Here is a 15,288-nt window from a genome sequence, read left to right on the forward strand (position 1 = left end):
TCGCAGCGCCGCCGTCACTGGGAAAGAGGTACACTGAATCAAGCGGTCAGCGCAAATACGCTTCGATTTCAGGTTCCAGCAGGGAGGCGGGAGGATGCGGGCGCTTAAGCTGCAGGCGCCTTCCGAGGGGGCGACGTTCGTTCAGCCCGCCGCTTTTGAAGCTTCGCCGCGATCGACCAGCCAATGACGCCGAACAGATAGCCAAACTGCAGGAGCGTCAGAAAGAGCGCGGCATATGTTGCGGCGTGAGAAAATCGTTCTCCGACGAATATGGCGACCGCAAGCGTGGCAAACGCGACGACAGCGCAGGAAGGCGCGAGAATGTAGGCTCTAAAATTACAGCCTAGGATAACTCCGAAGATGAAAGAAGCAACCGAAAGTATATACATTAAAGTCGCCCTTCCGGGTTCATCGATAATATCTAAGCCACGCAGTATCGTTAAAGCAGCATCCTAACGTCGCATAAAACTCATGGTTCCTTTTTGTTTCAGCGATTCTGATTCTGATTTTCATTTTAGATTTACGAAGCAGCCGGAAAATTTACACACCCGCAATAGTTGTGGATTTACACGATTCGACGCTGCTCAAGCTTGTTCGCGCGCAATATCCTTGGCGTGGTGGAGGGATTTGCGCCTAAATCAGTCCGTTGCACGAATCCTGAGGTCGGGGACCTCCGCCCGCATTACGCTCCTCGCCCCAAACGTCCTGTTTGCGTCATAGAGAGTTGAAGAATTTCCTTCATTCAAAAAGCGATTGATCGTTAACTGCGCGGGCCAACAATAAACTTCGCGCGAGGACGTGAGAGAGGAAACGCGGTGTGTAATATTTGCCCCGATACCAGTTTGAATCGCCGTAGCCTGGTGCTGGCCGGCGCCGCGGCAATAGCTGCCGCCCCGCTTGGCGGCGTGGCCGAAGCTCAACCTGCGGCGGCCGCCGCGGACACGCCGGACGCGGCGCTGAAGCTTTTGATCGAAGGCAACGCGCGCTATGTCGCCAACCAGCCCCGCCAGCGGGATTTTTCGGCAGGGCGGGCGAGCCGCGCGCAGGGCCAGGCGCCCTTCGCCGCTATCCTTGGCTGCGCCGACTCCCGCGTCGCGCCGGAGCTGGCGTTCGATCAAGGCCCCGGCGATTTGTTCGTCGTGCGCGTCGCCGGCAATTTCGTCACGCCGGATGGGCTGGGAAGCCTGGAGTTCGGGGCGGCCGTGCTCGGCACGAAGGTGATTCTGGTGCTCGGCCATACAAGCTGCGGCGCCGTCAACGCCACGGTGGCGGCGCTTCAAAACGGCAATGATTTGCCGGGCCATATCGCCGATCTCGTCAGCGCAATGAAGCCCGGCGTCGAGCCCGCGCTTAAGCAGGCTGGCGATAATCTCGAAGGCCGCGCGGTGATCGCCAATGTGCGCTACAACGTCGAGCGACTGAAGCAGGCGACCCCGATCCTCTCCGAGCTCGTGACCAAAGGGAAGCTGCTCGTAGTCGGCGGCGTGTATGATCTGGCGACAGGAAACGTGACGCTGCTTGATTAACGACCGGGTGGGGGCGCGTTACGCAGACATCCCGATACCGTCTCGCCGTCCGCGAATGTATAGAAGGTCCGGCCGACGCGAGCGGCGGGCGCGAGATGCATCGATATGAGGGCGATCGGGCCAAGGCAGGAATTGCCACAGCCCGCTCGCCGGAGAGATACGTCTCGGGCTAAGCATAGTCACGGTACGCATAACGCCGCCCGAGCTGTAGCCACGGCGGCCTAGCAGGGCATCGATGGGACGACTAACGGCTGCGCGCCAATAGTGGAAAGCGAAATGTCCTGGCCGAAGTTTGCCGCATCGACACTACCCCGTTCAGCAACCATCGGGTGATAGAAAACCACTGGGTCTGCTTTGACCTATGCCCGGCGTATCGTCACGCCCCGGAGGGCGCCTACCGCGGAGGTTATGTTCGGTGTGGAGTAAGCGTCGATGACAGGACGCCCATTGCGAATATTATGCGGACTGAATTTAGCCGCCGTGTGCACCAGTGCGCCCGCCGATATTGGATGGTTTGTTAAATGTGCCCCCGATACGAGACGCGACATGGGCCGCAGCACTGTTGAGCGCTGGGGGAGAAGCGCAAGGTTTGGCTTCGATGCTTAGGACCACGACGACCAGATGTTGAGCATGGCTCAACTTGACGTGACCCTTAACTTTCGACTATTCGCGGCAGCGGTGGGACTAGTAGTGACCGGTACGCCGATGCTGACGGTGCATTTGGCGGCCGGTGCGTCGGTCTGCGCGGCGCTGCATCCCGTACGTCTGGGCGTCAGCAGCATCTGACACTGTTAGGACAATAGGCAGAACAGAGAGGCCCAGTGCGGCTGGTCCTAAAAGGGAAAGCGCCTTTCGGCGGGATACCATTTCTGAGTCAAACTTATCACTCATGGCTTTCCTCCCCTAAACGGTCCTTGTACGTGGCCGGCGGCCCTAAACCTGGGCGTCTTATATTTCTTTCTATTACGTCGAGCACTCACTCGCAACTCATTGTTGCTTCCCCGGCCAGATCGCATTGATCCGCGTCAGATCGGTCAAACGCGGGCCTAAGAGATCTCGAAGCGTAGCTTCCGCTCGGTGCTCGAGACGCGGATCTTCGAGTCTCACGCGCTAACGCGAAGCTACAGGCTTGAATCCGTGGGCTGCATCCCTGTGGCGAGGCTGGCGCCGATTACCCTTAGGATTTTACGCGAGTTTTGTGCTAACCATGAAAACTCAAGTAATGAAGGGTCGCGCCAAGCGGCTGCCGCAGCGGCCAATGCGGCTCAAGCAATGAGCCTGGATGGGTCGGCGAAATAAAAATCACAGGTGAACTCTGTGATGCCGGCGGCAGCTCGAGGGGGAACCGCCATGTGGTGTAGAACCGCCATATCCATTGCCGCAGCTGCCTTCCTTTGCATCGCCGCTATTTCGAGCGACGCCATGGCTTATCGCGGCGGACACCGCGGGGGCGGCTATCATGGCGGCGTCCATCGCGGGGGCGGCTATCATGGAGGCGCCTATCGTGGCGGCGTCCATCGCGGGGCTGTTTATCGAGGGGGCGTCTATCGTGGAGGAGCGTATCGCGCGGGCGTCTACCGTGGGGGTGTCTATCGCGGAGGCGCTTATTACGGAGGCGCCTATCGTGGAGGCTATGTGCGTCGTGGTGTTTACACTCCACCACTCTGCGGATATGCGCCCTACCCGCCTTGCTATTGAGACAATAAGCTTCGACGCACGCAGACAAACGTAACCCACGCGCCAGCGGGCGTGACCTTAAGCGCAAAATTCTCATCCTTTGAGTTCTGAACCAACGTCTGGTGTGTTGGGAAGTTATGACGTCCGCGCCGCCGTACATGGGCGGTGGAGCTTCAGCTGCTATTGCAATGGCGATGCTGTTGGCGGAGCCTACCGTGGATGTGCTAGTGTGTCGAGGTCGTCGGACTGGGGATGCGTCCGCGCGCAACTGCAGTCCCGGATAAATCTTGCCTATCCGGCTCAGAAAACATGCCAAGCGCAGACGAACTCGATCCCCGCCGCCGTCCCTCGGCGAACCGCATTGGCGCCGCCATTTCCATGGCTCTGTCTACATACGCGCGCCGCAGCCATCGCAAGCCCGTGCCGCTTTCGGAGTTTCGCGATGCGATCGCGCTTGGCCTCCCAAATGCTCGCTTTTTCCTGTCTCAGCCGGCGGCGATTTCCATCGAGCAGGAGCAGGCGCTCGTTCGCGAAGCAAAAAATCTTGGCCTGAGCCGTGGCGACGCTTTGCCCGACGCGCAATATCTGTCGCTTTCGGGTGGAGGGGACAAGGGCGCGTTTGGCGCCGGGCTGCTGGTCGGTTGGACGGCGCATGGCGGCCGTCCAAATTTCAAACTGGTCACCGGCGTTAGCACAGGAGCTCTGACGGCGCCATTCGCCTTCCTTGGCCCTGAATATGACGCGGCTCTCACCGACGTTTACACCAACACCGACCCATCGAAAGTCTTTAGAAAGAGATTTCTCCCTCTCGCCGCCCTTGTGCAGGACGCGATGGCGGACACGAGTCCGCTGCTTGCATTGATTTCAACATATATCAACGAAGAATTACTCGCGAAGATCGCCGCAGAATATGGCAAGGGACGGCTTCTGCTGATCCAGACCACCGATCTCGACGCTGGCGTGCCGGTGCTATGGAATATCGGCGCGATCGCCGCGAGCGGCCATCCCAGCGCGGCCGATGTCATCTGTCGAATCCTGCTCGCATCTGCATCCATACCAGGGGCGTTTCCGCCGGTGCTATTTGAGGTAACCGCCAATGGCAAATCGTATCAGGAAATGCACGTCGATGGCGGCGCCGTGAGCCAAGCATTTCTTATTCCGTCCAGTCTTGACGTGCGCATTGCGCAAGAAAAGTCAGGCTTCGGTAGAAAGGCCTACGATTGTTATATTATTCGCAATTCGCGCCTGACCAGTGATTGGAGCGACGTGCAGCGGGCGACCCTTCCAATTGCAGGGAAAGCCGTCGCGATAATGATCAATTATGTAGGCCTTGGCGATCTCTACCGGATCTATCTGGAAGTCCAGCACGCTGGCGCAAACTTCAACGTCGCATACATTGACGACGAGTTTCAAGCAGAGCACAAGGTGGAATTCGACCAGGAATATATGCGCGCTTTATATCGCTTCGGCTACGAAAAGGCGGCAAAGGGTTATCCGTGGGACCATTCGCCGCCCGGCTTTCGGGCAGCAGCCCGGTGACGGGCACGAGCTCCGGGTAGCTGATCATCTGGCGCAGCGCCCGATGTCTCAAGGTGGTAGTTCGACGGCCGCTCCTCAGGAGCTCAGCATATGACGCCAAACCGCGTGGACGATCCTCTCCTCGTCGTGGTCGTTCCCAGGGCGTCCCTCGTCCGACCCGGGCTGAGAACGCCGCGAGCGGCCGCGATCGCCGGGATCATTTTTTCGGTCCTCCTGATTTGCAGCCTCTGGCTGCTATGGCGCTCCGTGCCGGTCGATCCGCTCGATGCTGGCTTGTGGCTCCAAACGCATTCGAGAAGAGTATCGCTCGCTTTGAGTCTCGTTCCTTTTGCGGGCATCGCCTTCTTCTGGTTCCTCGGCGTTCTACGCGATCGCCTCGGGGAGAAGGAAGACCAGTTTTTTGCGACTGTTTTTCTCGGGAGCGGCCTCATGTTTCTCGGGATGCTGTTCGTCGCCGCTTCGGCCATGGGAGGATTGATCCGAGCCCATTCCGCCGGGTCAGGGGAGCTTCCGGGATCCGCCGCCTTCGCCTTTGCCCGCGCATTCACATACAACGTCATGCAAATCTACGCGCTGAAGATGGCGGGCGTCTTTATGATCACAACGTCGACTCTGGCTTTAAAGACCAACCTCACGACGCGCTGGATCGCATTGCTGGGATATGCATTGGCTGCATTGCTTCTTATCGGCAGCGGTTATCTTGACTGGGTTTTATTCATTTTTCCAGCGTGGGTTTTACTGGTCAGTCTCTACATCCTGATCGACAATCTGCGCGAATCGCCTGGCGCAGGAGCAAAACCGGGAGCGAGACAAATATTCACCTAAATCGAGCGCTCGCGAGGTAGCCGTTCGACGTCCGATTTCCAATACTCAATAGGTGGCGAGCGCATTGGCTGTATCGACCATCGGCTGCTGGCTGACGGAAATTAGCCCGGCGTCAGGTCGATCCAGATCCTGAATTAACAAAACGACGGCGGCGATCAGGAGAGCCATGATATAAACTGGCAATCTCCAGTCCCGTTCCGCGGCCCCGCTGGCGTAGCCCGAGAATCCAACGGCGACAATCGAGATGCCGTAGAGCGCTAGAATGACGATATTTGGCACGCGATTGCGCAAAGCAGTCAGGCGTTTTTCCTGATTATCGAATGTTTCGTTCAATGCTTGAATATAGAGCCCCGTCGGGGCCATGGCATTGTTCTTCGCCATAACCAATTTGACATCCGACCAAAGCGCCTCTTGAATCTTGTTGGAGCGCGCAATCGCAACCTGTGTTTCCGCCGCCGTCGGGACGTGGTTGGTGAGGTCCAACCGTATCTGGACATAGTCGCGCAACAGCTTCAGATTTTCGGCGTCATGCGGCGCCGGCAGCAAGCGCGCTCGCAGGGCAGCCGTTCCGATCGAATTCGCCTCGTCCAGAAGCGCGGCGCGCCGTTCGTCAAACCGCGTCAGCGCCATGGCGAAGGTGAAGCCGATCATCAGCGCCAGGAGACCGAGCATCGCGGCTTCCAGGGTGGAGATATTGGCCTCCCCTCCGGCGCGCGCCCCAAAATGGTGACCTGCTTCACACGCCAGAAAAAGAGCGGCGAGACTGATGATGAATACGGCGGTGAGTGGATAATGCGCGAACTCCGGCATGGATCTAATCCGCAGGCGGCGGCGGAACAAGCGCTCCCCGCTTGGCGATCATGCGACTACTCCGTTACGGCGTCCACTATTCGGCGGCCCGCCGTCAGCGCGTCCTGGACGCCCAGGCCGGATTATCTTTGGCGCCTTGACCGCTCGCGCGCCGACGCGATCGAGGCTACGGCAAGGGCGGCGAGTGTGGCGCTCCGTTGGGAGTCAGCCTGTAAAACGCCGTCGCCGCCTCCTCAAGATCCTCGAAAATCATCGCCGCGCCGATATGATCAAGGACGCCGGCGCGCTCCAGAATGTCGCGCGGCCCCTTGTGCAATTCGGCGATCCCCAACACAACGCCCTTTTCGGCGAACAGAGCCCGCACATCCTCCAGCATCGCCGCCGCCGTCGAGTCGAGCTGGGCGATCGCGCCAGCGTCGAGCACGAACCAGCGCGCGTCAGCCGGCAACTCGCGGGCGATCGTGGTGAACCGCGCCTTGAGGTAATCGACGTTGAAGAACAGCAGGCTGCCTTGAAGGAGGAAGAGCGTGAGCCCCGGAATGGGTCGCGCCTCTTTGAACCGGTGAAGTTTGTAAAAGCCGCGGCGGCCCGGGATGACGCCGAGCATGGCGTCATGCGGCCGCATTTCCTGGAGCAGCACGTAAAGAAGCGTCGCGCCAATGGCGATCACGACGCCCCGCAACACGCCAAGACTGATAGGCCCCGCCATCCCGATCAGGGCGAAAACGAACTCCACGCGGCTGATGCGCCAGATTTCGCGCAGGCTTGCAACATCGACGAGGCTGATCGCGGCGGCGACCAGAATGGCGCCCAGCGCCGGCGTCGGCAAAACGCGCAGCGCCTCGTTGAGGTAGAGAAGAGTCGCAGCGAGAGCGAGAGCCGCGACGATGCCTGTGGCCTGTGATCGCCCGCCGACAGCCAGGTTGATGGCCGTGCGCGAGTCGGAAACGGTGACGGGAAAGCCGCCGAACAGTCCCGACGCGAGATTGGCGCCGCCAAATCCAATCAGCTCAGCGTCGGCGTCGACCTCGAACTTGCCGCGCGCGCCGAAACTGCGCGCCGTCACGATGCCCGAACCAAAGCTGACGAGCCAGACCGCGGCCGCGTCGAGCGCGACCTCGGGCAGGGATAGATGAGACATGTCCGGCAGGCCCAGCGCAGGCAGTGCGTTCGGCAGGCTTCCGACAACGGCGACGCCGCGTTGCTCGAGGCCGAAGATCGCGGAGACGATGACTGCAAGGACGACGACAACGAGAGGTCCCGGAACCGGCGAACGCAGCGCCGTCAGGATCTGGAGCAGCCCGAACGCCAACATCCCGACGGCGAGCGAGAGCAGATGAATCGAGCCGGCTTTCCGGACCAGCTCCAGGATGGGAGCGACAAGCCCCCCGGATTCGATCCGCAGGCCGGTCAGCCGCCCGATCTGTCCGACCAGGATGGAGATCGAGACGCCGCTGATAAATCCGACCAGGATCGGCTTCGACAGAAAGGCGGCGACGACGCCAAGGCGGAGCCAGCTGGCGAAAAGGCAGTAAACGCCGACGGCGAGGGCGACCGCCGCCGCCGCGGCGACGCGCTCATCCGGCGCATTCGCCGATACATTGGCGAGAGTCGCGGCCAGCACCGTCATCGTCGCGGCGTCGGGTCCGACGATGAGCTGGCGCGAGGGTCCAAGCAGGGCATAGCCCAGCAGCGGGAGGATGCTCGAATAAACGCCGACCTGCGGCGGCAGGCCGGCGATCGCCGGATAGGCGATGGCGCTCGGGATCGCCACTGCTGCGACCGCGAGGCCGGCCATGGCGTCGTGGGGCAGCCAGTTTGGCCTGTAGCCCCGGAAGCTCTGCAGAATCACCGATCCACCCGGCCAGCCCACGCTTGCGCCCCCGCTCAATTCTATTGGACGAAGCCTCGCGCGTAGCCACCGGATAACCTGCAGAAGCAGCCAGCTTCAAGCCAACCCGCCTCGTCGAGCAAGCAATTTCTCATGGGAGTCACGCAATGATGCCGGCGCCCGCCGCGCCGCCCGACACGGGGAGAATCGCATCGGAGACCGCGACGCTTCGGCCGGTCGTCAAAGGCGCGATTTCGGCCAGAGCCCGATGCGCGATGGCGTAACCAGGATACCAGACGCAGAGATGGCCGCCGCCGTTGTAGAAGCAACCTGCTTCGTCTGCGGTAGCCGCTCCGCTCGCTGTTAGAGCGGCGACAAACATGGTGGCGAACGATGTTGATTTCACTCTCATCGCTGTCCTCCTTGCTTTCACCGCAGCGCCAAAGCTCAGCCTCGACGCCGCTTATCGCTGCGCGTCGACACGCGCCGAGGACGGCGACCTCTCGCCCTCATCTGGTTGCGCCAAGCCCCGGAATGAGGCGACGACCTCAAATCGACGCCGTGCACCGCAGCATACAATTGTATCACAATTTCAAGCGGTTGCCTATCCAATCAAAGGACGCCAACCGCGTTCCCTCCTGTTGCGCAACCGGGAGCAATGACTAATATCGCCCCCAGTTCGCGACAAAGCGCAGAGCGCGCCTTGACGTTCGGAGGCGTTATGAAATTCAGCGCGGGCCTGCGACGGACAATTGGCGTGCTTTGCCTCGCTTCGATCGTTGGCCTCGCCGCGTGGGTCTGGCATTTTTACTACCGCCCGGTCATTCTTACCGTTGCGGTCGGGCCGCCGAGCTTCGACGACGCCGATTTGATCGCCTCCATGGCCCGGGCTCTGGCGGCCGACGGCTCGCATATCCGCCTTTCGATCGAACAGACTCCCGGGCCGATTGAATCGCTCGAGCGGCTGAAAAAGGGGCAAGCGCAACTCGCCGTCATCCGAAATTTGGGAGACGTGCCGGATCGAGTCCGATCGATCGCCATCCTGCATAGCGATCCCATCGCAATCGTCGCGCCGAAATCGGCAAAGATAGAGAACTTTCGCGAGTTGGCCGACAAGACATTGGGGCTGGTCGGGCCGCCTGGCTCCTATGCGAGGCTGATGACGTGGATGCGGCAGCGCTACCATGGCGAATTCGCATCGGTTGACATACCGCCCGTGGTCGCCGAGATCGCGGCGGCCATCAACGCAAAGAAGATCGACGCGCTGCTGTTCATTATTCCGACAACAAAGAGCGGCGCGCTATCGGAGCGGTGGGCCTCGGTCCGAAGACTCACTCGCAAGTCGATGAGCTTCGTGTCTATCGATGACGCCGAAGCGATCGAATCCGCCGCGCCCGAATTCGAGCAAGGCGAAATTTCATCCGGCGCGTTCGGAGGGTCGCCGCCGGTCCCGCCCGAAAATGTGACGACCCTGCTCGTGACGACCTATCTCGTCACCGACCAAAGCGTGCGCTCAGACATCGCGACAGAATTGACCCGTTTTATTTTCGAGAATCGGCAGCGGTTTACCCCCGACGCGCCGGTCGCCGCGCTGATCAAGGCGGCGAGCACCGACAAGGACGCAATCATCCCCGTACATAAAGGCGCGAAGGAGTTTTTCGACGGCGAGGAACAGACATTGATGGAACGTTATGGCGACTGGCTCTACACGGGACCCATCATCCTCGGCGCGCTTTATTCGGCGCTGCTGGCGATCTGGCACATGCTCAGGCCATCGCCGCCGGAGGCTCCACTACTGGCGAGCGTTCCCGAAATCTCCTACAGCATCAAAAATGCAACATCATTGGGCGAGCTTGACGCCATAAGCGCGCGGGTCGACGCCGCTATCGAACGCATCTCGGCGGAGGCGCTCGACGGCAAGCTGGAGGACAGCAAAGTCGGAGCCAATTCTCTCGTCATCGCGTATATCAACAGGCTCGTGCGAGAGAAGCGCGCCGAGCTTCAGAAAAGCGCCGGCGCTTGACCATGACTTGGCGCCAACGCCTTTAGCCATTTGAACGGCATTGCCATGTTGCGACCCCGCGCGCAGCGTTGGTTTTCGCCTAGCCGCCGACAACACCAAGCCCAGCTATCATGGCTCATGCGTCCTTCCCGAGTTCGTCCAACGCCGCGTGTTTGGCTATCCGAACGCTTTGAGTTGCGTCTTATGATCGGCGTCTTTAAAAGCCAGAGCCCTGACTTTGGTCCCCGCAGTCAAAATCCAACAGCCGGTAGTGGTCCGGATTCTCAATCGACTAAATTTCTCAAATTGCTTGCCGCGGCGCACAGAGCCTAGCGTGTGCGCCTCCTCGCGCACCGTTGCGCCGCTGATGACAATCGCCAGAGACAGTCGACGCGATTTGACAGTCGATGCCAAAATCGCGTCGGGCGCGCCGATGAGTTTGTCGGCCTGCCGACCGATTCCATCGCGATCGGGGCGGCGTCCTCGCTTCACGTCGGCCGCCTTTCTCGCGTCCGATGCCGCGTAATGATGACCGTCCACAAGATCCGCGCAGACGAAGGCTCAAAGAAGTTATAAAGTAAAGCGTGGAGCTCCGGCATCTCTGCTATTTCGTCGCCGTCGCCGAGGATGGCAGGCTGACGCTGGCCGCCGAGCGGCGGCGGTCATGGCCGATCTCGCCTTTGATGCGCTCGTGGAGGAGCCGCGCACCGTCGCCGAGTGATCATCGGCTGGCCGCGCGGAAGGCGCCATTCAAGAGCTCGCGAGTGAGATCTTCCTCGGCATGTCGCGACCACGCCAACGCTGCAGATCATCGTCGACGATGATCTGAAGCGTTCGGGCGTCGAGCTTCAGCCGGCGCATCGTATCGACAATTTAGCGCCTTGGATGTCCGTTTTCGGGGTTGACTCATTGATGCTCGAGCGCCGCGGGGCCGGTCGTTGTGCGGCTGAAAAGGTGGTCTTGACCGGCTGCCACCATCACGGTTGCACAGCGCCCAGCTTTGTTTTGGTGTGGTGGAGAAATGGCGCGCCCGAAGAGATTCGAACTCCTGACCCCTAGATTCGTAGTCTAAGGTTATAGGTAATCCGATGTGATCGGAGCGATCTTTTAGATGCGTAATCTATTGACGAATCACACATAGCCTGAGATGTTGGGAAGCGTAAGCGAGCATAAGCGATCAAAAATGTGCTTCCCAATTGCTTCCCAATCGGGCGCGAATGAAACTCACCAACGCAAATGTCGCCGGGCTTAAACTGCCGGACGGAAAATCCGACCTGCTGGTTTTCGACGACTCTCTCCCGGGCTTTGGCGTGCGCCTGCGGGCCGGCGGCAAGCGAACTTGGATCGCCCAGTACCGGGTCGGCTCCCAACAACGCCGCTTAAGTCTCGGGACGGTGGAAGCCATCGACGCCACCGAAGCTCGCCGACGGGCTAGGGAGGCGATTGCGCGCGTTCAGCTGGGCCAAGACCCTCAAGCCGAGAAAGTCGTGGCGCGCGCCCCTAAAAACCCCGGAGCTTACATTAGGCGATCTCGTCGACCGGTATTTGCCCTATGCCGAGCGAAAACTTAAGGCCTCGACCTATTCGGGGGTTGTCCTGCATTTGCGAAAGCATTGGGCGCCGCTTCATCCTTGCGCGCTCAAAGAATTGGAACGACGTCACGTCGCAGCCAATCTTAGCCGGATCAGCGCAAGCAGCGGCCCCATTGGCGCCAACCGTTCGCGGGCGGCCCTGTCGGCGTTGTTTTCTTGGGCAATAGGCGAAGGCGTCTCGGACAGCAATCCGGTCGTCGGCACAAATCTGTCGAATGAAGTCTCGCGCGACCGGACATTCACCGACGAAGAATTGAGGCTGATCTGGCTGCACGCTGGCTCGGGACAATATGGCGCGATCGTCCGGTTGCTTATGCTCACCGGACAACGGCGCGACGAGGTCGGCGCCATGAGATCGATAGAGCTTAAGCTAGAGCAGGGACTTTGGACGATCCATCCGGCCCGGACGAAGAACGGCAGGGCGCATGACGTACCCTTGTCCCCAACTGCCATCGAGATCTTGCGGGCGTGCCCGCGGCTGCCCGGGCGGGAGTTTGTTTTCGGCGAAGGCCCAGGGCCATTCTCTGGATGGAGCAAAGCGAAAGCATCTCTAGACAAGCGGATGCTATCGGCCGGGCCGTTGGCTCCGTGGCGCCTGCACGACCTACGCCGCACGGTCGCTACCCGGCTGGGTGACCTTGGCGTCCTGCCGCATGTCGTCGAGGCGATCCTCAACCATGTTTCTGGCCACAAGGCCGGCGTCGCTGGGGTCTATAATCGATCCGTCTACGCCCCCGAAAAGCGAGCGGCGCTGGAAAAATGGGCGGAATATATCTCGAACTTGAACATTGGAACCTAGAAATGGTGCGGGCGAAACCGACCGAATGGAGCCCCGTTGGCATCGAGGGAGCTAACCTGGACGACATCTGTTCGGATGCGTTTTTCCACAAAATAATTGCCGACCACTTAGGCACATTTGATGAGGATACGAGCTCCGAAATAGCGAAACGTATAAGGCGCATTCTCGGCGAATTGCGAATCGGGCTTCATTACAGAAAGCGGCCGACAGAGGGAAGTAAATCAGCAGCTCTCAGAGCCTGCGAAATGAGATTAAACGAAGCCGTCGAATCTATCGCGCAGTTGGACGACGACAGTCGCCAGCTGGTGATCGATGCGTCTTACTCGGACGACAAGGGTGACGATCCATTCCGAAACAAATACGAGGCAGCATTCCGACAAGTCAAGGCTCTAGCACGATGGGTTCAATCGGCAGGCGCGAGCGTGGAAAAACGTTCTCCACCAGGGAGAACATTCGAATCCGATGAGGCGCAGGCGGTCGGCAAGCTATTGAAACTCTGGCAAGATACGAAGGGGCGTTCGCGAAGCGTCGAAAAGCGTGTCACGCCGAAAGACCCGACGGTAGAGGAACTGACTTGTTTCGCGCGCGACACACTCGCCCCTGTCTTTTGTGTATCTTCCCGAAAACCGAATCTCGCAGGACACATAAACCGCGCGCTCTATGGAAATAATCAACCAATCAAGAAATAGGAACAGATGTTGTTCCAAAAAAATAGAACTCTCTGTAAGCGCTCCTGATCCCCCGTTAGGCTTCCTCAGCTGATCACTTGTGATCTTAGCACGAGGAGCACAATGGTTACCCTCCCAAACCTATCATTGGATCTGGAAAAGAGCCGGATTCTCAACACCGCTCAAACCGCGGAATTTATCGGGGTAAGCGTCCCGCATTTCCGCCGCCTCTATCGTACGGGCAAAGTGCCAAAGCCGATCAAGATCGGAGAGAGAAAATACGGCTGGCGCGCCGGCGATATTGTCGAATTGCTTGCCTCTCGCGTCAGGGAGGCAATCTGAGCAATGGCCCAGAAATGCGAAGGCCGGCGCGCGTGGGATGCGGCCGGCCTCGGAATTGGTCAATTGCTTGGCGGCGTTGACTGCTCCGAACTTAAGCGTTCCCGAGTCGAATCGCAACAGCGGTTTTTGATCTCCCGCGTTTGCGTTGGGCGCAATTGCGCGCCGCTGGTCGCCGAGCTTGCCTTTCCGATAAGGAGGGCGATATGAGCGCGGTTTCGGCAGAATCCAGAATCGTTGGGATACTCCCCAAGCTAGCCAAATTCCTCCGGCTCCTTTCTTCGGACAAGGAAGGCGAGGTATTCGCGGCTGTCGCTGCTATTAACCGCACCTTGGCTAGGGCCGGATGCGACTGCAATGATCTTGCAGGGATGATCGAGAGGCCTTTGCGACAACCCGGGGCGTCCCGGTGGTCCCCGGCAAAGGCTTCTTCCCGCCGCGGATACAGACGCGCGCCTCTCTGTAGTGAACTCACCGCGGTTCAACGGCAGGCATGGCTCTCGGCGATTCATGGGCAGCATTGGTTGTCGGTTTGGGAGCTTGATTTTGTGGCGGAAATGCTGGCGCGCGACGAGGCGTCCCTGCAGCAGATGTCGGCCAACCAAGAAGCCGCTTTTAACCGCATCATTGATCGCGCCTTCTCCATGGGGGTGAGATCATGAAGCATGCAAGCCTGTTGCCGGCGCCGCTCACGCCCGAAGACGCCGATCTGGCCGACTTCCAATATATGAAGCTCGACGTACGCCGGCTGAGAGACAGTCGTATCGCATCAGCTATATCCGGCGAGGAGTTTCGTTGCGCCGTGCTTCTTTGGTGCGCCGCATGGCATCAGAAGCCCGCATCCAGCCTGCCAGACGATGATCTTGAGCTTTCGCAGCTCGCAGGGTTCGGTCGCGCCCTCAGCGAGTGGCTCAAAGTTCGCGAGGGCGCGCTCTACGGGTGGATTAAATGTGCCGACGGCCGCCTTTACCATCCTGTCGTCGCCGAAAAAGCAAACGAGGCCTGGGCCGAGAAGCTCGCTTTCCGCTGGAAACGGGAATGCGATCGGCTGAGGAAAGTGAATAAGGCACGCCAGGAAAATGGGCTTGATCCGCTGCCGTTGCCGCTAAATCCAGCCGAACCTGCAAGGCCCTCCAATGGAACCGAGCAGCTTTCCAACGGAATGGATCAATCTTCCGACGGAAATGCGGGCGGCTTCGTTGGAAAGGCCGATCCGTCGGACGGAATTCTTGGATTTTCTTCCGAGACGGACGGAAGCAGCAGCGGAAATCTTTCGGAAAATGCTCTTAGAGGGAAAGGGAAAGGGAGAGGGATAAAAGAAAGAAAGAATGCAGGTCCGCCGCTTTGCGACGGCAACCCCGGTTCGAGTGATCTCCATCGCCCGACCTCACCGAGCGATGAAGCCGACCTCTTCCGACGTGCCAAGCAGATCCTTGGAAATTCATCGGGCGGCCTAATTTCGAAATTGCTCAAATCCAAATCCGGCAACATCGCCTTGGCGCGGTCAGCGGTCGAGATCGCGGCGACCAAAGCTGACCCGCGCGAATACGTCGGCGCCGTGATCAGAGGCTCGCCTGAGGCGAAGACGGCAGCCGATCTCCTGGCCGAGCAGCGCGCCCGCGGCGATCGATGGTGAGGGCCGATGCAGACGATCTCCGACATCCTTCACGACAACCGAAT

The 15,288-nt window shown here is 59.7% G+C and carries 15 protein-coding genes; 11 read left to right on the plus strand and 4 right to left on the minus strand.

Features of this window, described 5'->3' with window-relative positions; all coding sequences use genetic code 11:
- The first annotated feature begins 815 nt into the window (after nucleotides 1-815).
- The 4 genes from MSIL_RS14010 (at nucleotide 816) to MSIL_RS14025 (ending at nucleotide 5,567) form a co-directional block, all read left to right on the plus strand.
- On the plus strand, nucleotides 816-1,526 hold the full coding sequence (locus tag MSIL_RS14010; RefSeq protein WP_012591743.1) for a carbonic anhydrase: 711 nt from the start codon (nucleotides 816-818) through the stop codon (nucleotides 1,524-1,526).
- A 1,459-nt stretch (nucleotides 1,527-2,985) separates the two neighbouring features.
- The gene (locus MSIL_RS14015; protein ID WP_012591744.1) at nucleotides 2,986-3,258 is read left to right on the plus strand and encodes a hypothetical protein; all 273 of its coding nucleotides are present in this window, start codon (nucleotides 2,986-2,988) and stop codon (nucleotides 3,256-3,258) included.
- A gap of 254 nt (nucleotides 3,259-3,512) precedes the next feature.
- On the plus strand, nucleotides 3,513-4,742 hold the full coding sequence (locus MSIL_RS14020) for a patatin-like phospholipase family protein (protein ID WP_012591745.1): 1,230 nt from the start codon (nucleotides 3,513-3,515) through the stop codon (nucleotides 4,740-4,742).
- Nucleotides 4,743-4,832: 90 nt separating this feature from the next.
- Nucleotides 4,833-5,567 carry a hypothetical protein gene (locus MSIL_RS14025; RefSeq protein WP_012591746.1) on the plus strand — a complete coding sequence of 245 codons (735 nt, stop codon included), beginning with the start codon at nucleotides 4,833-4,835 and terminating at the stop codon, nucleotides 5,565-5,567.
- Between the two features lie 45 nt (nucleotides 5,568-5,612).
- On the opposite strand, the gene MSIL_RS14030 is transcribed toward MSIL_RS14025, so the two are convergent.
- The 3 genes from MSIL_RS14030 to MSIL_RS14040 form a co-directional block, all read right to left on the minus strand.
- On the minus strand, nucleotides 5,613-6,377 hold the full coding sequence (locus MSIL_RS14030) for a bestrophin-like domain (protein ID WP_012591747.1): 765 nt from the start codon (nucleotides 6,375-6,377) through the stop codon (nucleotides 5,613-5,615).
- 166 nt (nucleotides 6,378-6,543) lie between these two features.
- The gene (locus MSIL_RS14035) at nucleotides 6,544-8,250 is read right to left on the minus strand and encodes a SulP family inorganic anion transporter (protein WP_041368066.1); all 1,707 of its coding nucleotides are present in this window, start codon (nucleotides 8,248-8,250) and stop codon (nucleotides 6,544-6,546) included.
- A 118-nt stretch (nucleotides 8,251-8,368) separates the two neighbouring features.
- The gene (locus MSIL_RS14040; protein ID WP_012591749.1) at nucleotides 8,369-8,620 is read right to left on the minus strand and encodes a hypothetical protein; all 252 of its coding nucleotides are present in this window, start codon (nucleotides 8,618-8,620) and stop codon (nucleotides 8,369-8,371) included.
- Nucleotides 8,621-8,929: 309 nt separating this feature from the next.
- On the opposite strand from MSIL_RS14040, the gene MSIL_RS14050 reads away from it, so the two are divergent.
- Nucleotides 8,930-10,231 (plus strand): TAXI family TRAP transporter solute-binding subunit, encoded by a 1,302-nt coding sequence (locus tag MSIL_RS14050; protein WP_012591750.1) that lies wholly within the window; start codon nucleotides 8,930-8,932, stop codon nucleotides 10,229-10,231.
- Nucleotides 10,232-10,387: 156 nt separating this feature from the next.
- Here the strand turns inward: MSIL_RS14050 and MSIL_RS14055 are convergent, their stop codons facing one another.
- Complete coding sequence (locus tag MSIL_RS14055) at nucleotides 10,388-10,750, minus strand: hypothetical protein (RefSeq protein WP_041368069.1); 363 nt, start codon at nucleotides 10,748-10,750, stop codon at nucleotides 10,388-10,390.
- 677 nt (nucleotides 10,751-11,427) lie between these two features.
- On the opposite strand from MSIL_RS14055, the gene MSIL_RS20835 reads away from it, so the two are divergent.
- The 6 genes from MSIL_RS20835 (at nucleotide 11,428) to MSIL_RS14085 (ending at nucleotide 15,244) form a co-directional block, all read left to right on the plus strand.
- Nucleotides 11,428-11,781: an integrase arm-type DNA-binding domain-containing protein gene (locus MSIL_RS20835; protein ID WP_083772238.1), complete on the plus strand. Its 354-nt coding sequence runs from the start codon at nucleotides 11,428-11,430 to the stop codon at nucleotides 11,779-11,781.
- Nucleotides 11,782-11,950: 169 nt separating this feature from the next.
- The gene (locus MSIL_RS14060; RefSeq protein ID WP_148213095.1) at nucleotides 11,951-12,601 is read left to right on the plus strand and encodes a site-specific integrase; all 651 of its coding nucleotides are present in this window, start codon (nucleotides 11,951-11,953) and stop codon (nucleotides 12,599-12,601) included.
- Nucleotides 12,562-13,290 carry a hypothetical protein gene (locus MSIL_RS14065; RefSeq protein ID WP_148213096.1) on the plus strand — a complete coding sequence of 243 codons (729 nt, stop codon included), beginning with the start codon at nucleotides 12,562-12,564 and terminating at the stop codon, nucleotides 13,288-13,290. Before MSIL_RS14060 ends, MSIL_RS14065 begins: the two co-directional genes overlap by 40 nt.
- A 102-nt stretch (nucleotides 13,291-13,392) precedes the next feature.
- Nucleotides 13,393-13,611 carry a helix-turn-helix transcriptional regulator gene (locus tag MSIL_RS14070; protein WP_012591753.1) on the plus strand — a complete coding sequence of 73 codons (219 nt, stop codon included), beginning with the start codon at nucleotides 13,393-13,395 and terminating at the stop codon, nucleotides 13,609-13,611.
- Between the two features lie 203 nt (nucleotides 13,612-13,814).
- Nucleotides 13,815-14,270, plus strand: a complete 456-nt coding sequence (locus MSIL_RS14080; protein ID WP_012591755.1) for a hypothetical protein — start codon at nucleotides 13,815-13,817, stop codon at nucleotides 14,268-14,270.
- A complete protein-coding gene (locus MSIL_RS14085; protein ID WP_012591756.1) occupies nucleotides 14,267-15,244 on the plus strand; it encodes a DUF1376 domain-containing protein in 978 nt (325 codons plus the stop codon). Before MSIL_RS14080 ends, MSIL_RS14085 begins: the two co-directional genes overlap by 4 nt.
- The last annotated feature ends 44 nt before the right edge of the window (nucleotides 15,245-15,288 follow it).

The organism is Methylocella silvestris BL2 (assembly GCF_000021745.1).
In the GTDB taxonomy this organism is placed as follows: Bacteria; Pseudomonadota; Alphaproteobacteria; order Rhizobiales; family Beijerinckiaceae; genus Methylocapsa; species Methylocapsa silvestris.